Below are 21310 nucleotides of genomic sequence, written 5' to 3' on the forward strand. Positions count from 1 at the left end.
GTCCGGCTGCTGCCCGAGTGGGCCGCCGTGCGCAGCCGCCCGCAGCGCAACCCCTACCACCGCTACACCGTCGACCGGCACCTGATGGAGACCGCCGCCCGCGCCGCCGCGTTCACCCGCGACGTGGACCGTCCCGACCTGCTGCTGCTCGGCGCGCTGCTGCACGACATCGGCAAGGGCTTCCCCGGCGACCACACCGACGCCGGCATCGAGCAGATCCGGCTGATCGGCCCCCGGCTCGGCCTGCCCACCGAGGACGTCGACGTGCTCGTGGCGATGATCCGCCACCACCTGCTGCTCGGCGAGACGGCCACCCGACGCGACATCGACGATCTCGCGACCATCCAGGCCGTCGCCACCGCCGCCGGCAGCGACCGGATCCTCACCCTGCTGCACCGCCTGACCGAGGCCGACTCTCGGGCCACCGGGCCGACCGCGTGGAACGCCTGGAAGGCACGCCTCATCAACGACCTGGTCGAACGCTCCCGGGCGCTGCTCGGCGGCGAGCGGGTGCCCTGCCCGCCGCGGCTGGACGACCGCCAGCGCGGCCTGCTCGCCCTGCCCGCGGAGCACTCCGTCCAGGTCAACCCGCTGCCCGACGAGGGGATGTTCGAGATCGTCGTGGTCAGCGCCGACCAGGTCGGGCTGCTGGCCGTCACCGCCGGTGTCCTCGCGCTCAACCGGCTCGACATCCGGCGGGCGTCCGCCCGCAGCGCCGGCGGGCGCGCGCTGCTGCAGGCCGCGGTCGCCGCCCCGCACGGCCGGGTGCCGGAGGAGGCGAAGCTGCTCGCGGACCTGCGGGCCGCCCTCGCCGGCACCCTCGACATCGCCGAGCGGCTCGCGGCCCGGGAACACGACTACTCCGGCGCGAAGCAGTGGACCACCCCCGGCCCACCACAGGTCATCTTCGACGACGGCCTGGGCTCGACCACCGTCCTCGAGGTACGCGCCCCCGACCGGGCGGGCGTGCTGTTCCGGATCGTGCGGGCGCTGTCCGGGCTACGGCTCGACGTCGCCACCGCNATCGTCGCCACGCTCGGGCTCGACGTGGTCGACGCCTTCTACGTCCAGGAGGCCGACGGCCGGCCGGTGGCGGATGACGCCCGCCGCCGCGAGATCGCCCGCGCGGTGCTCGCCGCGCTGGGGGCGGAGGATCTCCCCGACCAGCCGACGCCGGCCGAGCGCGCCGACTCCGTGGGCTCCGTCAGCTCCGTGGACTCCGCCGGCCAACGGCTGTGATCCATCCCGCCCGCCCGCGCCGCACCCGGGCCGTTGGCACCCTCAGGGGAGACGCTATGATGAGCGAGCACGTTGGGAGGCTTCGCCTAGTCCGGTCTATGGCGCCGCACTGCTAATGCGGTTGGGGGCTTCAACCCCCTCCCGGGTTCAAATCCCGGAGCCTCCGCCCCTCGTTCACGTGGCCTGCCGCGTCGAACACCCTTGGTACCAGCGGAAACGCCCGTCTCCCCCGCAGTGGCGGTGCCCGCAACGGTGCTGGTGCCCGCAGGGTGCCCACGCCGCACCGTGCGAGGCACCGCCGCAGCCACCGTCTCCGCCGCCTTCTGACCCGTCGAACGCAGCAGGTGAACGTACAGAGCCGCGGTGATTGACGGCGTGGAGTGCCCCAGCCGCTTCGAGACGAGCGCGATGTCGACGCCCTCGGCGAGCTGAATCGACGCCGAGGCGTGGCGCAGATCGTGAAGGCGCCGCCGGGACAGAAGGCCGCGTCCCAACTCCGCGCCGATCCCTACGTCGACGGGCAGCGGCTCGGCGAGGGTCAACCGGGCCCGTTTCCCGCGCAGCCCTTCGACCTCGACGACGGTGACCTCGCCGACCCGTTCACGGTCCACGTAGAGCGTCCACGTCCCCACCGGATCCCGGTACCGCTCCCCCACCACCACCCGGGTCTCACCGACCGCCGCGTCCTCCCGGATCGCCGCGCACAACCCGGCCCGCCGGGCGATCTGCTGCATCCGCCGGGTCACGTACTGCGGGTCGAGATGCCGGCCGGACGGATGCGTGAAGATCAAATCCTTGAGCTGGACCGGCTTGCCGTGCTCGTCGGGCAAGATGCCGTTGTCCCATCCGGCGCCGACCTCTTCCCGCTCATCGTCCTGGGCCAGCTTGTGCGCGAGCAGCGAGCCGAGCGTCGTAGCGTCGAGGTCAACTTTCCGCCGTCCGCTGCGGGTTTTCGGCGGCCAGACGCCGTACTCGGTGTCGTTCTTCACGATCTGCTTCGTGATCGTCAGCACGGAACGTTCTTCGTCGAGGCCCGACCAGGTCGCCCCGCACGCTTCACCGCGGCGAAGGCCGTGCAGCCCGATCAGTTCGTACATGGCTGCGAGCCGGTCGGCGGCCGCCTCGTCGAGGAACGCGCCGACCTCGTCGGCTTCCCACGGTTCGACTTCCTGCCGGCTCGTTTCGGGGAGTTCCACTCCGACGGCAGGGTTGAACTCGATCATGCGCTGGTCGAGGGCGTCACCGAGCGCCGTCTTCAACAGCTCGTGCACGTCGCCGACAGTTGCCGGGCCGATGGGCCGCCCCCGCTCCGCGGCGTTCACCACGGCCCGTTTCAGCGCGGTGTCGATGTGCTCGGATCGCAGGGCGACGAGGGGCATCTCACCGAGCGTCGGCACTAGGTGCAGCCTGATCATCTGCTCATAGCGGTTGCGGGTGGTGGGCCGTAGCCGGTTCTTCCGCCCGAGCCAGTCCGTGAGGTACGTGCCGAGTGTCAGGCCGCCGACGGACCGCTGACCGGCACGGACCCGAGCGACGGCCTTCTCCGCGGCGTCTTCGGCGAGCTTCTTCGTGGTGAACCCGGAGTCGGAGATCTCTGTCTTTCCGACGAGGGGCACGAGCGCCTTCGGAACACGAAACCTGAAGCTCCATGAGCCGTGGCCGCGCTGCTCCAGGCCCGGGCAGGCGCCGCGCGGAAACTTCCGGCCGGTGGCATCCCGGCAGCCACACCGACGCTCAGTCTTGATCTTCACCGTCGCCTATCCTCGTACCGCGCTTCCGGATTTCCTTGGCTATCTGGTCGACAAGCCGCCTGGTTGCCTGCCCGCGCATGGCACGCAGTCGCTCCAGGTCAGCCCCCACGTCTTCGCGTTCCGACACGACCCGGTCCCGTTCTTCGGGCAGCGACCGGCCCCATAGGTCTAGCGCGATCTCAGCCACGACCACAGCCGGAACCTTAAGCCGGCGCGCCGCCTTCGCTTCGGCTTCGGTAGGGACAATTCCGAATACCAGGCGAGAGCCCTGGTTGTCCTTCACCAGGTAGCCCGTGATGGGGCCGCCGCTTATCCGAACGTTGTAAGGACCCGGTGAAGCGGCGAGTACATCGAGGACGCTCCGCCCCAGCATGGAGAGGGTCGGGGAAAGCGCCGCCATCTCGCCGGGGTCGATCAGATCGCTGATTCTGATCGGCCTCCCCAGCGCATCCGTGAGCACGAGCGGCAGCAAGATGAACTCGGCGGCGGTGAGGTCACGCTGCCCGCTCTCGAGGGCTCCGACGCTAGATCGAACCCANGGTAGTCCGTGTCTTCGAGCGGCAGCGGCGATGTCGTCTTGCCGCACACCAGCGGTTGATCGGCGCATCTCACCGACGTGTTTGCCGACGATGGCCGCGATCGTCGGAGTCTCTGAGTCCGTGTCGCCCATGGCGCGAGACCTTACCGCGAATGTGCGTCAGGGTGCTGGCGCTTGACATTCGCGCCCACCGTCTGGCACGGTCAGGCACCAGTGGCCCGTCTCTGCGCCAGGGTGCTGGCGCCTGTGAGGTGATCGTGGACAAAGACGAACTGCTNGACAAGCCGGCGGTCAGCGCCTACCTCGGTGTTCCAGTCGGAACCCTCGAACGGTGGCGACACCACGGCGTCGGCCCGCGGGGATTTCGCATCGAGGGCGGCCGGGTCCGCTACCGGCGTTCCGAGGTTGAGAGGTGGCTGTCCGAGCAGGAAGCCGCCGAGCTTGACCGGCGGGTGTCCGCGTGAGCGCCATCCGGCCGGGCCGGGGTGAGTGGACGCTCAGCGACCTGGACAAGTTGCCGCTGACCACCGACCTACCGACCGCCGCGTCGATCTTGTCGATGGGAACAACGAAGGCTCGATCGCTTGCCCGCGCCGGTCAGTTTCCGGTCCGGGTGATCAAGCACGGTGACCGCTTCCTCGTGCCCGTCGCCGCACTACGCCGCCTGCTCGTCGAGGCCGACGGATGAGCCGCCGCGACCGGCCCCAGAACGCAGAAGCGGCCGGGGTCGCCACCCCGGCCGCCGCCAACATTCAAGCCCTCACCAAGGACCTCTCCTTTGAAGATACCGTCTACGCCCCCCGTCGCGCCGCCTGACCGGGCCGACGGCCGCCCGCGCGCCGTCGTCGTGCCCCTCGATGTTCTGCGCCGCCTCCCCGCCGCACGCCGCACTGTCCGCGCCACCGCCCCCCGCAGCTGGGCGCGGTGGGAACTGGAGACCCTGGCCCTCACCTCCGCCGGCCTCGACCCGGGCGACGCGGCACGGATCGCCTTGCAGGCCGCAGCATGACCGGCCGGCAGCAGACCCGACCCACCCGCGTCGAGGTCACCGAAGCCGGCGTCGAGGTCTACGCCCCGTATGACCGGGACCTCATCGAAAACCTCCGCGCCCTCCCCGGCGCCACGTACGTGGTCGCGCATTGGGAAGTGCCCGAAGAACACCTCGCGGACGTCGTCGAGTTCGTCGAGGAAATTTTCGGCCCGACCAGCGTCGTCGGACAGCGGGGACCGTGGTGACCNCCTCCGACTTGCTCGGCGCCGCCGAGGAAGCAGACGCCGCCGGCCTCTGCGTCCTGCCCGTCAAGGCGAACGGCACCAAGGCGCCGGACGTCGCCACCTGGACGCGGTACATCNCCGCCCGGTCCNCCCCCGACGAACACCGCCGCTGGTTCCGCGGGGAGCAGCCCGGCGGGATCGGCGTCGTCTACGGCCCGGTCTCCGGAAACGTCGAGATGATCGAATTCGAGGGCCGCGCCATCACCGAAGGCATCCTCGCCGAAGTCGACGCCGTCGCCGACGCCTCCGGTCTCGGCGAGGTCTGGCAGGCGATTCGCCGCGGGTGGGTCACCGAGTCACCTTCAGGCGGCCTGCACTTCCGCGCCCGCATCGACGGTGCCCCCGTCCCCGGGAACACCAAGCTCGCCAGGCGGCTCGCTCGCGCCGACGAGCTGACCGCCAACGAGCGGCACCGGCTCGCCGCCAACCCGGCCGCCGAAATCGTCCGGGTACTCATCGAGACCCGCGGGCACGGCGGCTACGGCGTGATCGAACCGTCCGGCGGCCTCGTCCACGCCACCGGCAGGCCATACCGCCGCCTGACCGGCAGCCCGGCCACCATCCCCACCATCCCCGCCGAGCAGATGCAGGCCATTCGGAACCTCTGCCGGATGTCCGACCGGATCCCCAAGCCCGAAACGCCCAAGACAGCACCCCGCGCCCTGCGGCCACTGCCTGAAGGGGAACTTCGCCCCGGCGACGACTTCGAGCGGGTCGGATGGGATCAGATCCTGGGCCGCGCCGGATGGGTACACGTCGCCCAGCACGGCCGGACGGGGTATTGGCGCCGTCCCGGCAAAGACCGGGGNTCGTCCGCCACCACCGGACGGGACCCCAGCCGCGACCGGCTGTTCGTCTTCTCGACATCGACCGAGTTTGAAGCTGAGGTCCCGTACACCAAGTTCGGTGCGTACGCCGTGCTGTTCCACAGCGGAGATCACACCGCCGCCNCCCGCGACCTCGCCACCCAGGGCTACGGCGCCCGCAGGGACGCGGCACCCGACCCCGGTCGGCTCGCCGAATTCGTCGCCAACGGCGGACCGGCCAGNAAGGTCGGAGGCCGTCTCGTCTGGGCCGCCCGGCAGGTCGCAGGCGAACCCGGCCGGGCCCGGCTTGTCATCCCCCTGATCCGCGCGGCGCACAACCGCGGACTGTCCCTCGACGCCGCCGCACGCGCCGCCGCACGCGGCCTCACCCCCAACGATAGGAGCGGCCAGTGACGACCGGCGACGGCGCCACCGACATCCAGATCCTGGACGCCCTGAACAACTCCGCGCCGCCGCTGCCCTCACCCGGCCCGGTCAACGCCGACGCCCTGGCCGCCGACCTCACCGCAGTCGAAGACCTGATCGACAGAGCCGACAGGGTCCGCAGCACGGTCTACAACCTCGGCCTGACTGGCGTCGACTTCGCAACCGTCGGCCGGGTCCGCGACCGGCTCACCGGCCCCGACACGAAAACCCGCCTGATCACAAAAGGTGAATTCGACAAGGAACACCAGCGGGGCGCGCGGGAACGAGTCCGCCTCGAGCAGGAACGCGCCGACCTTGAAAAGCAGGACCGCGACGAAGAGCGGGCCCTACGCCGTGGAGAGATGGCCTGGGCAACGGGCCTCGGTCTCCCCGACGGGTTCACCGTGCCCGCAAGCTACGACGTCAGCCACGACGGGGTCCTCTTCGTCCCCGCCGAGGGGACGCCGCAGCGGGCTGCCTACGCCCCGCTGGTGCCACTCCGGATCCTCGTTGACCCGGACGGCGCGCAGGGCGTCGAACTGGCCTGGNGGACCGGTGGGCGGTGGATTCGGAGAACCGTCCCGAAGTCGACGATGAAGTCCGGCCGTCGCATGGTGCAAGCCCTCGGTGACGCTGGTCTTCCCGTCATCGAGGCGGACGCGAAGGCCGCGGAACGCTGGCTCGCCGCCGTTGAGGCTGCAAACGAGGAGGTCATCCCCCGGGAGCCACTGGCCCGATGGTTGGGCTGGCAGCCCGACGGCAGCTTCCTACCGGCCGCGGACAGCCCGCTTCCGCTGGAACCGAAGTACCCGGAGCAGGTTCCTTACATCGCAGCGCATCATCCCGCGGGCAGCCTCGAAGACTGGCGGCGGACGATCAAACTGATTGAGCCGTTCCCAGCGGTGCGGGTGGTCCTGGCGGCCGGGTTCGCCGCCGCCATGCTTCGCGTTCTGCGCCTGGACAGCTTCGTCCTCGACGTCGCCGGGACCAGCAGTCGCGGGAAGACGACCGCGGCCCGTGTCGGCCTGTCGCCGTGGGCAGATCCGGGCGAAAAGTCGGATGGGATGCATTCGTGGCGGACGAAGCTATTGGCGGCCGAGTTTCGTCTGAATGCCGTCCGCGGCATGCCAGTGCCATTTGACGAATCGCAGCTCGTCGAAGACCCCTCGATCGTCGACACCATCTTGTACTCGGTGCCCCGGAATCATGGGCAGCACCGTGGCGGCGGCTGGCCGTCGGGCCTCCCCTGGGAAACGATCATCATTTCGACGGGGGAACGGCCAGCCCTCTCCTTCACCTCATCCCAAGGCGCGGCGGCCCGCGTCCTCTCCCTGCGGGCCGCCCCCATGGGCGACAACAGCCCGGAGAACGGCAGGCTCGCCCAAGAGATCGTTGCCGGTGTCACCAGCAACTACGGCACCGCCGGCCCGGCCTTCGTCGAGCGGCTACGCGCCGAACTCGCCGCCGATGACGCTGCCGACCGGATCTGCGCCCGGCATCAGGAACTCGCCGAGCAGCTCGCCGGCACCACAGGCATGTCCGGACGGCGCGCACCGATGGTCGCCGCCCTGGCGCTGGCCGACCGGTGCATCTGCGGCTGGGGCATCGTTCCCCTCGAACCGCTACCCATGGACACCTGGCGCGACCTTCTTGTCACCGACGACGCCGAGGACAACCGCGGCGAGATGGCGTTGGACCTTGTCCGGGAAATCGTCGCAGCCCACCCGGTGGGCCTGTGGCGCCCCGGGGTCATGTACTCGGAACCGAACGGCGGGTGGATCGGCCGTGTCCTAACCGTCGGCGACCAGGACGCTGTCGGTCTGCTGCCCGCCCGGCTCCGCGCGGAACTTGACCGCCACGGCGTCGTCCTCGACGCCGTCGTCCCCGCCTGGCGTGACGCCGGACATCTGGTCGAGGAGGCCAGCTACCGACCCCCATACCTCCCGAAAAAAAAGATCGCCGGTTCGGCGGTCCGGCTTTACATCTTCAGGCCGTCCGTCCTCGCCGCGCCGTCCCTCGACAGCAAGGAAGGCGACGACGAGTGACGATCACCGTTTCTCAGCGCCTTCCCTTTTCCGGCGCCGCTGTATATGCCTCCCTCTCTTCCCGCCCGGTGCGTACCCCCGCCTACAACCGTCCTGACCTGCGGAAACGGGGGGTACGCGGGCTCTCACCGAAGTGCGTACCCCCTGGCTTCAGACACCCGGGGGGTACGCGCCCAGCCAAGGCGGTGCGTACCCCCACCACAGGAACATCAACATTGGTGTTGACCTGCAACTACTCGGATCGTCGGCCGCCGCCCACCGGGGGTACGCACCCGCCGGAACAACAGAGAGGTATACGCGGGCCGCTCCGAAGAAACATCGGCATGCCCGTCACGGTCTGCGATCACACCTCGAACCGGAACACCCGAACGGCGCCGTCCGCCACGGAAAGGACCAGCCACATGGCCACCGCCGAACAGGCGATCGTCTGGACCGAAGACATCACCCGACTCCCCTACGTCCGGGAAGTCGAATACGCCTTCGCCAACACCCGGCAGCGCCCCATCCGCTGGCCCGGCCCCAGCAGGGTGGTCGGCTACNGCACCCTGCACAAAACCGCCCGATCACAGACCCCCGGGCACTTCCTCCGCCGCGTCTTCCTGGTCCAGCCCCACGACCGCNGCGAACAACCCGACGGCGTCTACAGGACCGGCTGCCCATCCGAAGGCGTCGACCCNCTCACGGTGCAGCCCGGTGTGCCCGGGCGCCGTACCCGGCGGGCGTGGGGCTGCGACAACGCCCCCGACCAGCCCCATCACGCCGCCGGCCGCTGCCCGCTCTGCGGCCGGCAGTGGGACCACCTAAACGAGGAAACCCAATGAGCACCGATCTTGACGCGCCCCGCGCATCGTGGCGCGGCCCCCGAAGCCCGGCCCACTGGACCTGCCCGCGGTGCCGCAACACCGCCGTAGCCGACCGCGAGCATCCCGGCGCACTGATCATCGAGCACCGCCCCGGCTGCCGGACCCCCAGCGGCGTCGAAGACGTCCACAGCACCGCGACCGGCGAAACCAGCCGATGACCGGCAGCAGCAGCGTCCGCGGACCACCAGGGCCCCGGCAGCAGACCCCAAACATCAACCACAACGAGAGGAAAGATCACATGGGACAGGCCAGACGGCGACGTGACGCAGACCGCCAGGCCGGCCAGATCGGTAGCCCGATCCCGGCCGCCGGGTTGCAGGGCGACCACCGCGGCACCTGCATCGCCTGCCTTCGTCCGACCGACACCGGTCTCGCATTCCAGGGTGAAGCCGAATGGATCTTTGCCGGACTGCTCGGTCTCGGCGTGCCCGAAGACCAGGTGCACCCGGCGTTGGCCGACCTGGACCCCGCGGGTTGGGGCAACGGCCTGGTGCCGGTCGGGAAGACGGCGGTCACCGTGCGGGCGTGCGCCGAGTGCGCGAGCAAGCCCGGGTTCCCTGTCGCGCTCCTGCTGCCTGGTCACCCGGTGCCGGCGGTGCAGCCCGCATAACCGGACCCATCCGGGTGGGCGCCGTGGTGACTGCCACGGCGCCGCCTTCCCGAAACCCCAACAAGGAGATCATCGCATGACCGAGCAGACCAGCCCGGCTGACGCCGCCCCGTACGCCATCCACCTCGACATCTTCCCCACCGGTGCCGCGTTCGCCTGCGGCCTCTGCCACGCCAGCTTCCGCGCCCACGTCGTCCCATTGCGCTACCCGACCGGTGACCTCACGGCAGGACAGTGGATCTGCCNGCCGTGCCTCGCCGCCGGCTCCGCTCGGCTCGCGTCGGTCNCCGAATCGTTGGACCTGATCGCCGTTGCCGCCGCCGGCAGCGACCAGGTCCTCGCCATCGCCCAGCAGGCCGTGTCCAGCATCCGCAGGGCCACCGAAGCCCACGCCATCGACACCATGGCCCACGAGCTCTATGGCCCCGGCAGCCACCAGCCCACCATCGTCGATCTCGGTTCCAGCCCCATCACCGACGAGTCCGACCTGTACGTCGGCGCTCATCTCGCCGATGGCAAACCACAGGTCACCCTCGTCGACCGCGGCGGCTGGTCGTACTTCGACGGCGACGCGGACGCCGCCATCGAAGCCGCAGACCGCATCCGGGATCTCGCCGAGGTGGCGCGGATGGCCGCCGGGTTCGGACCGGACGCCGGACCGACCGACCCGGACGACGAGGCCGGCTGATGCGCCGCCGCCACCGCGAACCCCCCGCCCACCACCGAGAGGACCCCACGATGACCATCACCAGCACCGTTCCGCTCGCCGCCAGCCTCGACGGCCTGCCCGACTCGATCCGCGACCAGGTCGGCAAGCTTCTCGACGGCCACCACGCCCGCACCGCCCGCTACCGCGACACCCTGCTCAAGCCCGGCGGCCCTGACTTGGAGGTCACCACCTACGGGGACGGCTCCCGCAGCCACGGCCCCGCCGCCACCGAAGCCCTCGCCGCAGCCAACCGCTGGTGGCNGGAGACGGTCACGTTCACCGAGCAGCTTCTCGACCTCGACCGCGACCAGGCCGACGCCCTGGCCCCCATCGCGGGCGACGAGCTGTCCGCCGTTCTCCGCGGCCGGCTGATCATCCTCGCTGAACTCGCCGCGGGCACCATCGGCCGCAGCAACGTCACCGGCCCCCAGATCGAAGACGACGGCGTGGTCCTCGTCGCGGGGGTGCGTGTCCCGCTGACCGGGGTGGTTGCTGCAGGGCCGCCGCCGCAGGCCCCGGAAATCCACGTGTCGATTTCCACGGGTGCCGCGGTCGCCGATGTCGTCGCGCGGATTCGCGCGATCGCCGACCAGATCGAGANGACGGGCTCGTACACCTGACCCGGCGGCCTGCCGGCACCCCCGAAACCCTTTCACCAGCACATAAGGAGAGCTCCGATGCCCGCAACACCCCCACGGCCCAACCCCACCGCGACGGTCCGGAAGGCTGTTCCCGCGGCCACGGCCACGGCGAGCAAGCCGGCGGTGAGCAGCGTCTACGCGCAGGCCGCCCGCCGGCAGCGTGTCGCCAAGATCCGAGCCCGGATCGCTGCTGGCGCCGCGCAGAGCCGGAAGTTCGCTGCCGATGCTGCCCGTGCGAAGGCCACTGCGGCCCGGACCGCGGCGACCAGCCCGAAGACCGCGGCGAAGCCGAAGACCGCGGCGGCGCCGAAGGCGACCGGCACGGGCAAGGGCCAGGCGGCCGCGGCCCGGAAGGTGGCGACGAAGCCGCCGGTGCCGCCGGCGAAAACCCTGCCGCGACGCACCAACCGCTGACCGAGGAAGCGACGCGGCCCCGGCATCCCCGGGGCCGCCCCACCCGAACCCGAAGGAGAACCTGATGAACGACGACCGACATGGCGTGATCGACGCCGCCACCCGCCAGCACCTCGGCAAACCCCTGGCTGACTGCACGATGAGCGACCTTGATGCGCTCGTCGCGACCCTCAGCGGCGGCGCGGAACGCCTCCGAACCGACCTCGCCGAGCACTGCCAGAAGACCGGCACGGTCCCGCCGACCATCACCGACATCGCCACGGTCGACGCCTTGACCGGCGACCAGGTCGACGTGTCCATCGGCGTCCAGCCCGGCGGCATGCCGCTGGTCCTGCTCCGGACCACCGACAGCACGGACGGCACGGCCAGCGTAGTGACCGCCGTCCTCACTGGGGAGGAAGCCGCCCGGGTCGCCGCAGCCCTCGCGGACGCCGCCAACCGGGCCACCGGCGTACTCAACTGACGGCGTGCGGGTCGCGGCCGGGTGTGAGCCTGCCCGGCCGCGACCCGCCCGCCGGGCACAGAAGGTCACAGAAAAGCGGCTAGAAGCCGGATTTTCGGCCCAGCCCATGAGAATCATCACCCAAAGTTACGGAAGGGAGGTCGTGGTCGTGGTCGACGAGGACGGCCCGCGTGCAGGGTTCTGCAACGCGAAGGTCACCCGGCAGGGTGTTCCCGGCTGGTGCCGGAAACGTTCCGGTGCTGGGACATCCCACCTCGGTTCGGGACACTGCCGCTTCCATGCTGGTGAGACCCCGTCCGGCCGGTATGCCGCCGCTCGCGAGCGGTTCGAGGACGACGCGACCCGGATGGTGCGTTCCCGTCGGGTCCGGTTCGGTGAGGTGATCCCCACTAATCCGATGTTCGCCCTGGCCGACGAGGTGGGCCGGTCCGTGGCGTTCGTGATGCTCGTCGAGGACGAGATCCGGCGGAACGGCGGTGCCGTGGACGGTGATGATGTTCAGCTCGTCGACACCGTGGGGACGGCGGATGGTGGGACTCGCACCGAGATCGGCGTCTTGATCCGGTTGTGGCGTGAGGAACGGGCCCACCTGGCGAAGGTCGCGAAAACCACGATCGACGCGGGTGTGATCGAAAGCCAGGAGCGGTTCGTCAACGCCTACCAGGAGAAGTTCATCGGCACGCTCGAAGGCGTCGTCGGTGACCTTGGGCTCGACGTCAACGACCCACAAGTGGTGGGGGTCATCTCCCGGCGCCTCGGGATGCTTGCCGCCCCGTCCAGCCCGGTGGGTATCGGCGGTTCGTTGGCGATGCCGGAATGAGAGAGGTTGAGATGGCGGATGTTGATGTCGTCGAGGCGGTGCCGGGCGACCTGGTGCCGCGGGCTGCGATCCCGGACCGCTGGCCGGTGATCACGGCGAGGATGGCGCGCCGGCTCACCTCCGAGCGGCGGATCCCGAGCTGGACCGTCGGCCGGCGGGTGTTCGTCAGTGCGGGCGATGTGGAGTCGTGGCTTGCTGCCTGCCGCCGGCCAGCGGCATAGCTGGCCGACCCGGGGCAGCGACAGTCACCGGCAGTCACCCCCGGTCCGCCACGGTCGGGTGTTCGTAAGGGGACCGTTCTACGAACACCCGGCCGTGACCGCCCGTGGATCACGCCACCAGCACGATCGGTGTCTCATAAGACCCGTCCGCAAACTGTCGCATTGAAGGGGGGCTATACGTACACTCGGGTCATGACCGACCCCGCCGGCATCCTCGTCGGCTACGCCCGCTGCTCCACCGACGCCCAGGACCTCACCGCCCAACGCGACCGGCTCGCCGAACTCGGAGTCGCCGAGGAACGGATCTACACCGACCACGGCCTGACCGGCACCAACCGCGACCGGCCCGGACTCGACCAGGCCCTCGCCGCCGTCCGCGCCGGTGACACCCTCGTCGTCCCGAAGCTGGACCGGCTCGCCCGGTCGATCGTCGACGCCCATGCGATCGCCAGCGAACTGGAGGCTAAGGGCGTCCGCCTCTCGCTCGGCGGCACGATCCACGACCCGTCCGACCCGATGAGCAAGATGTTCTTCTCGATGCTGGCCACGTTCGCCGAGTTCGAGGTCGACCTGCTGCGCATGCGCACCCGCGAGGGCATGAAGGTCGCTAAGGCGAACGGGAAGCTACGCGGTAAGCAGCCGAAGTTGTCGGCCGCGAACCAGCGGCGGTTGTGCCAGATGCACGGGACGGGCGAGCACACGATCGCTGACCTGGCCGAGACGTTCAACGTGTCGCGGGCGACCGTCTATCGGGTCCTCGCTGCGGCCGAAGCGGCGCGGCCCGGTGGCGGCGCCTGATCTTCCTGGCACCGCCAGAGCGGCCCGCCCTCGACGTGAAGGGGGCGGGCCGAAGCGGTGATGCTTCCCGGATCGGGGAGCGTGGAATGCGGCCGGAAACCGGGCGCATCTACGGCGCGGCAAACCGTCCGAATAGGACACCGACGATACGATTGCTATGGCTCCGGGAGCGTAGCTCCCGCAGGCCGCCGGGCTGGTGAATCCGCCGACGGGCACGCCAATTCCCATTGGCCTGCCCGGAAGCGGTTCACCCGATGCCCATCAACACCCCCCACACGGTCGCAGGCAGCCTGCGGAACATCGCCGCGACCATCGCCCAACCCGTCTGGCACGGACGCCATCCCGGGCCGCTCACCGCCGCCCACGCTGGGAAACTCCGCCGGCTGGCCGGCCGGGTCGAACATGCCATCCGCGACGATGATCCCCGCCTCGACGCGTTCACCCCCCACACGATCGCCGACCCCGCCGGGGGGCATTTCCTCACCAGCCCGCCGGAGGTTGACCGGTTCCTCGCCGAGGTTCCGGAGCATTGGTCCCCGGGCCGTTTCCTGAGCGGGCTAGCCGAGGTGTACCGGACTGCGCCGCCGCCGGCTGAGGACACGATCGCCCAGGTTGTTCGGGCGTTGACGGTGGCCGCCGAGCAGACCGCCGCCGGCCGGATTTCAGAGCATGCCGTCAACGCCGATGGGCAGTTGGTCGTCCGCTATGTTCGCCGGCCCGTTCGGGGGCTGTGACCTATGGCCGTGGTGGGCACCGCTGAGATTCTGATCATCCCGGTCGTCAAAGGTTTCGCCAACATCGGCGCCCAGATCGGAAAACAGCTCGACGGGGTGGGCCTGGCCGCCGCCGGCATGTCCGGGCAGATGGCCGGCGCGGAGAAGACCGCGGCCGGTGCTGCCAGCGAGCTGGGCGCGGCCGGGCTTGCTGCCGCGGGCACCGGCGGGAAACTCGCCTCGGCCGGGGCGGACGCCGGGAAGCTTGAAGGCGGCCTAGGCCGGACACGGCTCGCAGCAACCGCAGCACGGGACGGGTTGAAAGACGCCGAGTCGTCGGCGGCCGCGTTCGGAACCCGCCTGTCCACTGTGGGCGCGACGGCGAGCGGCGCGTTCGGTGGGATGCTCGGCAGCGTCAAAGGCTTCGCGTTGGAAGCAGCGAAGCTCGGAACGCTGTTCGGGGTCGCCGGTGTCGCCGGGGCGATCTACGAGGGTTCGAAGCGGGCAAACGAGTTCGACGCTGCGATCACCCGGCTGAACAGCCAGGCCGGGGTGTCGAAGGAGAAGCTTGGGACGCTGAGCGCCGGTGTGCTCGACCTCGCCGGCAAGGTCGGCGCCGACCCTGATTCCCTCGCAGAGTCGCTGTTCCATGTGGAGAGCAACTTTTCGTCGCTGGGGATCACCTCGACGAAGGCCCTGTCCCTTGTCGAAACCGCCGCGAAGGGCGCCCGGGTCGGCAACGCAGACCTTGTCGATGTGACCAACGCGCTCACGTCGGCGGTCGCCGCGAACATCCCCGGCGTGCAGAACCTCGACGAAGCCATGGGCTATTTGAACGCCACCGTCGGCGCGGGTGACATGTCCATGCAGAACCTCGCAGATGCTATGGGCACTGGCGCTGTGGCGGTCGTGAAGGGCTACGGGCTCAGCATCAAAGATGTCGGCGCCGCCTTGGCCGTCCTGGGTGACAACAACATTCGCGGGGCGCAGGCCGGCACGCAGCTTCGGATGACCGTGCAGTCCCTCGCCGTCCCCGCGAAGGCAGGTAAGGCCGCGCTGGAACAGTTGGGCCTGTCTCAAGACACGCTGGCGAAGGACATGCAACGCGGCGGCCTGAACGCCGCCATCACCGACCTTCACAACCGGTTGAAAGCGGCGGGGATCGGCGCGAACGAAGCCGGGAACGTTCTCACCCAGGCGTTCNGTAAGAAAGCCGGAACCGGCGTGAACATCCTCGTCGACCAGTTTGACCGGCTGCAATCCAAGTATCCGGAGCTGGAGAAAGGCGCCCACGAGTTCGGTGGGGCGTGGGACACGACCGCGACGACAACGAAGCAGAAGATCGCCGACATGAAGGGGGCGTTCGACAGCTTCCTGATCAAAGTGGGGCAGTCGACGCGGGGCATCCAAGGCTCAGCCGCGGACCTTGGGACCAGGGCGTTCGGTGCGATCTCGAAGGGCATCGACAGCGTCGGGATCGCGAACAAGGCCCGCACGTCAGGTGACACGTCCGGCGAGTCGCAGAACATGCGGAAACTCACCGGGGTCATCACCGATGTGTTCCGCGCCGGTGACGCTGCGAAGAAAATTTTCGTGGAGATCGAACCGGCGTTGAAGAACATCGCCAAGGCCGCGGGTGAGGTGGTCGGCGCTGGTATCCATGTGATCGCCGACGTCCTCAAGGAGATCTCGGATCACGGCAGCCTGGCCCGCGATCTGGTCTACGGGATCGCAGGGGCCTTTGTCGCCTACAAGGCGGCGGTGTTGGCAGCGGCAGCAGCACAGAAGATCACGGCTGCCGCCGCCTGGCTTCTCAACGCGGCGTTGGACGCGAACCCGGTGATGCTGATCGTCCTGGCGATCGCCGGTCTCGTCGCCGGTCTGATCCTGGCGTACCGGCATGTCGGCTGGTTCCACGATGCGGTCAACGCGGTCGGCCGGGCGTTGAAAGACGCCGCCCTGTGGGTCGCGCACATGTCCGAAAAAATCTGGCATGGGCTGGTCGACGCCTTCCACGCCGTCGTCGACGCGGCGAAGAAGGTGGGCGGGGCGTTCTCGGATGCGTTCCACGGGGCGGAGCATCTGGCAGGGTCGGTGGGCCATGCGTTCGCGCATGCTTTCGACGCTGTGGAGGATGCGACGAAGGCTGTGGGCCGCTGGTTCCAGCGGATGTGGGACGACTCGGTGCGGATCGTGAAGGGCATGGCCCGCGCGGTCGGCGACGCCTTCCACGATGTGTACGACGCGATCAGCCGGGTGGTGAGCGATGTTCTCGACTTTGTGGGCCGGCATTGGCGGCTGCTGCTGGTTCTGCTGACCGGTCCGTTCGGCCTCATCGTTGTGATCATCGTGAACAACAAGGATCGGATCGTCGCTGCGTTCAAAGACATGTGGGAGGNCGTTTCAGGGTTCGTGTCCCGGCTGTGGCATGACGTCTCCGACTTTNTCAGCCGCATGTGGCATGACGTGACGGATATCGCGTCGAGGGTGTGGCATGACGTTTCCGATTTCTTCTCCCGGATCTGGTCGGATGTGTCCGGGTTCGCATCGAGAATCTGGCACGATGTGGCCGGGTTCTTCTCGCGTCTCTGGTCCGACGTTAGCGGCTTCGCGTCCCGGCTGTGGCATGACGTGGCCGGGTTTTTCACCAGCCTGTGGCATGACGTGACGGGGATCGCGACGAGGCTGTGGCACGACGTCGCCGGGTTCTTCACGAATCTTTGGCATGATGTCGCCGGGTTCGCGTCGAACCTGTGGCATGACGTGGCCGGTTTCTTCACGAACCTGTGGCATGACGTGACGGGGATCGCGGGCCGGATCTGGCATGAGGTGTCCAGCCCGTTCACCAGCCTGTGGCATGAGATGACGACGACGGCATCGAACCTGTGGAAGGACGTGACCGGCTGGTTCGACCGGATCAAAAACGATATCACCAACTCGGTGAAAACCGCCACCGGATGGATCAAGGGCGCGTGGGACGGTTTGAAGGAGATCTTCAAAGCCCCCATCAACTTCCTGATCAACCCGGTCTACAACAGCGGCATCCGGAAAGTGTGGAACGCCTTTGCGGGGATCGTCCACGAACAGCCCCTCGACGAGGTCCATGGCTTCGCCGCTGGCGGGCCGATCACCGGCGGTCGGCCGGGCCGCGACTCGGTGCTGGCGATGCTGATGCCCGGGGAGCATGTGTGGACCGCCGCCGAGGTTGCCGCCGCCGGCGGCCAGCAGGCCATGTTCGCCCTACGCCGGCTGTTCGGCGGCGGCACGCAGGCCCGCGGGATCGGCATGAAGGACGGGGGCGACACCAGCATCCTCGGCACCATCGGCAATGCGATCCTCCACCCGATCGACACGTTGGAGTCCCTCGGCTCCGGCACGCTGGACGTCCTCGGAACCGCGGTGCACTGGGTGCGTGGTGCCCTCGCCGACGCCGCCAGCGCCGCGTTCATCCCGATCCGCGCCGCCGTCAACGCCACCCTGGGCACCGGCGAGGACTGGAAGGGTGCCGCCGGCCGGCTCGCCGAACGACCCATGGACGCCATCGTCAACCTGCTCCGCGGCCAAGACGGCAAAGACAAGGCCGCTGCCGCCACAGCACCGGTCGCCGCAGCCCCCACCGGTGACATCCAGGCGTACGCCATGCAACTCCTCACCCAGCACGNCTGGGCGAACCAGTGGAACGCCTTCAACGCTTTGGAGATGGGTGAGGCCGGCTGGAACCCGGCCGCGCTGAACCGGTCGTCCGGCGCCTACGGGCTGGCGCAGGCACTACCCGCCTCCAAATACGACTCGTACGGCAACCGCAACGACTACCACGTGCAGCTCCGCTGGATGCTTGACTACATCGGCCAGCGGTACGGCAGCCCGGCGAACGCCTACTCGACGTGGCTGTCCCGCGACCCGCACTGGTACGACCAAGGCGGCCCCCTCAAGCCGGGTTTGACGTTGGCGGCGAACGGGACGGGCCGCGACGAATGGGTGGTACCGAAGTCCGCGGTGTCCGTCGCGAGCCGCAGCGGCGGGTACACGTTCGCACCCGGGGCGATCGTGCAGAACATCGACGCGCGGGGTGCGTCGAATCCGGCCGAGTTCGAGCGGATCGTTCACCGCGCCAACGCTGATCTCGTCGCCACGTTGGATCAGATGTTGCAGCAGGGCGTGGGGGCGGTCTGAGCGGGGACCGGGTCAGCCTGTGGTCTGCCGCCATCCGGGCCGGTGCCGGTCCAACNATGCCTCGACGTCGGCGCGCAGCCACAGGCGTTCCTTCTCACCCGCATACCAGGGGGAGGGGAAGTCCCGGTCGCGGCTGATCGTGTGCGCCCGGGATCGGGCGACGCCGAGCAGCTCGCGTAGTTCACCGAATCCGATCAGGTCGGCGGGGGTCGCCGGCCGTGTCTCCGGTCCGTTGCTGCTGGCCATGGATTCGGATGCTGGGCGCGGATCCGGATCCGTGGTCCGCGCTCTTCCTCCGGATCCGGTGACGCGCTAGCGTGTCCGGACCGTCGCGTGCCGTCCCGGATGCGTGACATGGAACGGCCCCGCCCGGTCTGCCAACCGGAACGGGGCCTGGCCGGATGGGAGCCGACCGATGTCCGAAGTATCCCCGTTGTCTGAGCAGTCCGCGACGAGCGACGAGCAGGGCCAGGCCACGCCAGCCGAGGGTGAGCTTTTCGAGCCGTCACCGCAGCGGGGGCGGGTGCCGGCGATGCCGGGCGTCAGCGTCCATTTCTCGCGGCTCACCGGCCGCTATACGGCGATCGTCGACTTGGACACCACCGCGGCGCAGATGACCACCGCGCTGGCCCGGTACCTTCCGGCGGATGTCCGGCTGGTCGAAACCCTCTCGCATGTGGGCGCGACGCTGATCGTGTTTCAGGGTGAACCGGATCCGCCCGGCGGCGGGATCTGAACTCCCTGGCACGAGCAGCGGCCCGCCCCTCGCGTCGAGGGCGGGCCGCCGCGCAGTCGGAGCGGACCCCTACGGGTTCGGCTACGCCTCCGCGGCCCGGACCAGCGGCCGGGCGACCATGAACTTTTCCGAGGACATGCGGGTGTCGTTGACCTCGACGACACGGCCGGACTCGTCATCCGTCACCCGGATGATCCGCAGCAGTGGCACGCTGATCGGCACGCCGAGGATCGACGCCTCGTCGGCAGTCGGCATCCGTGCCGCGTAGTAGTCCACCCAGGACAGCCGTAGGCCCATGTCCTGTTCCATACGGTCGTAGATGCCGCCGGGGCCGGTGTTGATGGCTTCCAGCGGGGTTCCGGCTGCCAGGTCGGCCGGTAGGTACGACGTGGAGATGTGCAAGATCTGGCCGCCGGCCGGGCCCATGCGCCGGTCCCGGATCACCACTTGGGTGTCTGCGGGCACTCCGAGCATGTCGGCGATGTCCCGCGGCGCGGTTCCGCGTGAGAGCACGGGCGGGGCGAGCGCGACCCAGTCGGCGGCGGCCGGGTCGAAGTAGTACCCGCGTTCGTCGCGGTGGACGCCGCGGTTGCGGAGGATGCGCCNCGAGTCCGCGGTNGGGCGGCGGCGGACGAAGGCCCCGCGGCCCATTTGCTTCTCGATCAGCCCTTCGCTGCGCACCACTTCGAGCGCCTGGCGGACGGTTGACCTGGTTGTCGACCACTGCGTGACCAGTCGGCTTTCCGAGTCGATGCGGGCGCCGTCCNCAAGCTCGCCGCCGACGATCTTCTGTCGTAGATCGTCGGCGATGCGCAGGTACAGCGGCCGCCCGAACTCCTCGCTCATGACACGAAGCTACCCGGTGATCACTCAACCTGTCTTGACAGGTCTAGCCGGTTACACAGGTGAGCATTCCTGATCCCACACGTTGACCTGTCTAGACGGGTCAACTACTGTCCTGCCTGTCGAACCGAACGCACACGACAGGAGCCGACAAACCGTGAACACCGAACAGGCGCAGAGCACCGAGGCCGACTCGCTGCTGACGCCCGGCGAGTTCGCCGACGCGCTGCGCGTCGACGTCGCCACCGTCGCCCGCTGGGCCCGGAACGGGGACGTCGACTCGATCGAGCTGCCCGGCGGCAGCCGCCGCTACCGGCGGTCGACGCTCGCCGCGATCCTCGCCGGCCGCAGCACGACCCCCGACGCCGCGTAACCAGCCCCAGCACGAAAACGGCCCCCGCCGGTGTGCAACCACCAGACGAGGGCCTCGACCAGACATCACCTGCACACACAGGAGAGACCAGCCGTGCCCAACATTTTCACCCAGCACCCCGACCTCGTCGAACTCGACCGGCAGCAGCCGGCCGCGAAGCTCGCGCCGATGGACCTCCTCATGGCCGAAATGGCCGCGATGACCGCCACCGCCCAGGACGAAACCCTGCCGTTCTCGACGCGACTCGACGCCGAACTCGCCTACGCCGGAGCCACCGCGGCGATCGACGCCTTCACCGCCGCACTCCGCAGCAGCGGCAACACCCGCTCGACCCTGGACCGGCACCGCCGCCAGATCAGCCCCGGCATGGCCGGCGGTTTCGACCTGGCCGCCGTTCTCATCGTCGACATGCTCGACGCGGAACTCNCCTCCCGAGGCGTCCGATGAGCGCCGCCGCCGTTCACCTCACCCAAGCCCACAGCCGGGGCGACCGCGACGAGTGGGCGATCACCGTCGAGCAGGGCGCCGACGTCGACGACCTCCGCGCCGCCATCGCCGCCATCCCCGCCGGCACGATCATCGGCAGCGCGCAGGTTGACCCCGCCGCCGGCCGGGTCAGCTTCGGCATGGCCGGCCCGCGTGCACCCCGGGTCCGCAGGCCGATCCGTAGGCCGCTGCTCCCCACCTGCCAGTTGGACCCCACCGCCGAGGACATGGCCGCCGCCCGCCTCCACGTCGCCGGCACCAGCGCCATGGGTGTGCTTGCGACGGTCGGCGCCCGATCCGCCGGCCATGTCGGGCTGATCATCGCCGCGGTCCGCAGTGGTAATGCCCATTTCGTTGCCGATGAGCT

Annotated in this window: 20 protein-coding genes, 1 tRNA gene and 12 pseudogenes; 28 read left to right on the forward strand and 5 right to left on the reverse strand. The window is 69.5% G+C overall.

Annotation, left to right across the window (positions count from 1 at the left end):
• The 4 genes and pseudogenes from FF86_RS58050 to FF86_RS58060 form a co-directional block, all read left to right on the forward strand.
• Positions 1-1022: pseudogene (locus FF86_RS58050) on the forward strand (HD domain-containing protein); the annotation flags it as partial.
• 1 nt (position 1023) lies between these two features.
• Positions 1024-1239 (forward strand): annotated as a pseudogene (locus tag FF86_RS58055) (hypothetical protein); the annotation flags it as partial.
• Positions 1240-1314: 75 nt separating this feature from the next.
• Positions 1315-1405 (forward strand) — tRNA-Ser (locus FF86_RS26085).
• 595 nt (positions 1406-2000) lie between these two features.
• Positions 2001-2639 (forward strand): hypothetical protein, encoded by a 639-nt coding sequence (locus FF86_RS58060; protein WP_242419646.1) that lies wholly within the window; start codon positions 2001-2003, stop codon positions 2637-2639.
• Here the strand turns inward: FF86_RS58060 and FF86_RS64395 are convergent.
• Together FF86_RS64395 and FF86_RS26095 are read right to left on the reverse strand one after the other, a co-directional pair.
• A pseudogene (locus tag FF86_RS64395) lies at positions 2640-2990 on the reverse strand (site-specific integrase); the annotation flags it as partial. It lies immediately after the preceding gene.
• Positions 2974-3528, reverse strand: a 555-nt coding sequence (locus FF86_RS26095) for a hypothetical protein (protein ID WP_206779035.1), incomplete at its 5' end; no start/stop codon positions are given. The pseudogene FF86_RS64395 and the gene FF86_RS26095, both read right to left, overlap by 17 nt.
• A 278-nt stretch (positions 3529-3806) precedes the next feature.
• Between FF86_RS26095 and FF86_RS58070 the strand changes: the two are divergent.
• From FF86_RS58070 to FF86_RS26190, 22 genes and pseudogenes are all read left to right on the forward strand, one after another.
• A pseudogene (locus FF86_RS58070) lies at positions 3807-3992 on the forward strand (helix-turn-helix transcriptional regulator); the annotation flags it as partial.
• Positions 3989-4216 carry a hypothetical protein gene (locus FF86_RS26105; protein ID WP_052681449.1) on the forward strand — a complete coding sequence of 76 codons (228 nt, stop codon included), beginning with the start codon at positions 3989-3991 and terminating at the stop codon, positions 4214-4216. The pseudogene FF86_RS58070 and the gene FF86_RS26105, both read left to right, overlap by 4 nt.
• Positions 4217-4306: 90 nt before the next feature.
• Positions 4307-4537, forward strand: a complete 231-nt coding sequence (locus FF86_RS33720) for a hypothetical protein (protein ID WP_128423394.1) — start codon at positions 4307-4309, stop codon at positions 4535-4537.
• Entirely contained in the window at positions 4534-4764 is a 231-nt protein-coding gene (locus FF86_RS33725; protein WP_044887825.1) for a hypothetical protein, read from the forward strand. The genes FF86_RS33720 and FF86_RS33725 overlap by 4 nt, the downstream gene beginning before the upstream one ends.
• Positions 4765-4775: 11 nt before the next feature.
• Positions 4776-4880, forward strand: a 105-nt coding sequence (locus tag FF86_RS68400; protein WP_396230098.1) for a hypothetical protein, incomplete at its 3' end; no start/stop codon positions are given.
• A 13-nt stretch (positions 4881-4893) separates the two neighbouring features.
• Positions 4894-5611 (forward strand): annotated as a pseudogene (locus FF86_RS68405) (bifunctional DNA primase/polymerase); the annotation flags it as partial.
• Positions 5612-6019: 408 nt separating this feature from the next.
• Positions 6020-6583, forward strand: a 564-nt coding sequence (locus tag FF86_RS36480; protein WP_206779036.1) for a hypothetical protein, incomplete at its 3' end; no start/stop codon positions are given.
• 1 nt (position 6584) lies between these two features.
• Positions 6585-8080 (forward strand): annotated as a pseudogene (locus FF86_RS68410) (DUF927 domain-containing protein); the annotation flags it as partial.
• Between the two features lie 401 nt (positions 8081-8481).
• Positions 8482-8619: hypothetical protein (locus FF86_RS68415; protein WP_396230099.1), on the forward strand; the 138-nt coding region annotated here is incomplete at its 3' end.
• 1 nt (position 8620) lies between these two features.
• Positions 8621-8700 (forward strand): annotated as a pseudogene (locus tag FF86_RS68420) (hypothetical protein); the annotation flags it as partial.
• Position 8701: 1 nt separating this feature from the next.
• Positions 8702-8756, forward strand: a pseudogene (locus FF86_RS68425) (hypothetical protein); the annotation flags it as partial.
• Position 8757: 1 nt separating this feature from the next.
• Positions 8758-8901: pseudogene (locus FF86_RS68430) on the forward strand (hypothetical protein); the annotation flags it as partial.
• 280 nt (positions 8902-9181) lie between these two features.
• Positions 9182-9553: a hypothetical protein gene (locus FF86_RS26135; RefSeq protein ID WP_044887822.1), complete on the forward strand. Its 372-nt coding sequence runs from the start codon at positions 9182-9184 to the stop codon at positions 9551-9553.
• Positions 9554-10939: 1386 nt separating this feature from the next.
• A complete protein-coding gene (locus tag FF86_RS26150; protein ID WP_044887819.1) occupies positions 10940-11317 on the forward strand; it encodes a hypothetical protein in 378 nt (125 codons plus the stop codon).
• A gap of 64 nt (positions 11318-11381) precedes the next feature.
• On the forward strand, positions 11382-11780 hold the full coding sequence (locus FF86_RS26155; RefSeq protein WP_044887818.1) for a hypothetical protein: 399 nt from the start codon (positions 11382-11384) through the stop codon (positions 11778-11780).
• Positions 11781-11928: 148 nt separating this feature from the next.
• Positions 11929-12600: a hypothetical protein gene (locus FF86_RS26160; RefSeq protein WP_206778481.1), complete on the forward strand. Its 672-nt coding sequence runs from the start codon at positions 11929-11931 to the stop codon at positions 12598-12600.
• 11 nt (positions 12601-12611) lie between these two features.
• Positions 12612-12821 (forward strand): hypothetical protein, encoded by a 210-nt coding sequence (locus FF86_RS26165; RefSeq protein ID WP_044887816.1) that lies wholly within the window; start codon positions 12612-12614, stop codon positions 12819-12821.
• A gap of 192 nt (positions 12822-13013) precedes the next feature.
• Positions 13014-13619, forward strand: coding sequence for a recombinase family protein (locus tag FF86_RS26170; RefSeq protein ID WP_044887815.1), 606 nt, complete (start codon positions 13014-13016; stop codon positions 13617-13619).
• Positions 13620-13873: 254 nt separating this feature from the next.
• Positions 13874-14353 (forward strand): hypothetical protein, encoded by a 480-nt coding sequence (locus FF86_RS26175; RefSeq protein WP_044887814.1) that lies wholly within the window; start codon positions 13874-13876, stop codon positions 14351-14353.
• Between the two features lie 3 nt (positions 14354-14356).
• Positions 14357-15535: phage tail tape measure protein (locus tag FF86_RS58075; protein WP_242419647.1), on the forward strand; the 1179-nt coding region annotated here is incomplete at its 3' end.
• A gap of 1 nt (position 15536) precedes the next feature.
• Positions 15537-16730: pseudogene (locus tag FF86_RS68435) on the forward strand (hypothetical protein); the annotation flags it as partial.
• Positions 16731-18920: 2190 nt separating this feature from the next.
• Complete coding sequence (locus FF86_RS26190; protein WP_044887812.1) at positions 18921-19241, forward strand: hypothetical protein; 321 nt, start codon at positions 18921-18923, stop codon at positions 19239-19241.
• 81 nt (positions 19242-19322) lie between these two features.
• On the opposite strand, the gene FF86_RS68440 is transcribed toward FF86_RS26190, so the two are convergent.
• The 3 genes and pseudogenes from FF86_RS68440 to FF86_RS68450 form a co-directional block, all read right to left on the reverse strand.
• On the reverse strand, positions 19323-19754 hold the full coding sequence (locus FF86_RS68440) for a GntR family transcriptional regulator (RefSeq protein ID WP_396230101.1): 432 nt from the start codon (positions 19752-19754) through the stop codon (positions 19323-19325).
• Positions 19755-19860: 106 nt separating this feature from the next.
• Positions 19861-20007, reverse strand: a pseudogene (locus FF86_RS68445) (GntR family transcriptional regulator); the annotation flags it as partial.
• Between the two features lies 1 nt (position 20008).
• Positions 20009-20087, reverse strand: a pseudogene (locus FF86_RS68450) (hypothetical protein); the annotation flags it as partial.
• Between the two features lie 154 nt (positions 20088-20241).
• Between FF86_RS68450 and FF86_RS26200 the strand changes: the two are divergent.
• Entirely contained in the window at positions 20242-20457 is a 216-nt protein-coding gene (locus FF86_RS26200) for a helix-turn-helix domain-containing protein (RefSeq protein ID WP_044887810.1), read from the forward strand.
• 93 nt (positions 20458-20550) lie between these two features.
• Positions 20551-20883 (forward strand): hypothetical protein (locus FF86_RS26205; protein WP_206779037.1); only part of this gene is annotated, 333 nt, incomplete at its 3' end.
• Positions 20884-21310: the final 427 nt, after the last annotated feature.

The organism is Frankia sp. CpI1-P (assembly GCF_001421075.1).
Taxonomy (GTDB): Bacteria; Actinomycetota; Actinomycetes; order Frankiales; family Frankiaceae; genus Frankia; species Frankia torreyi.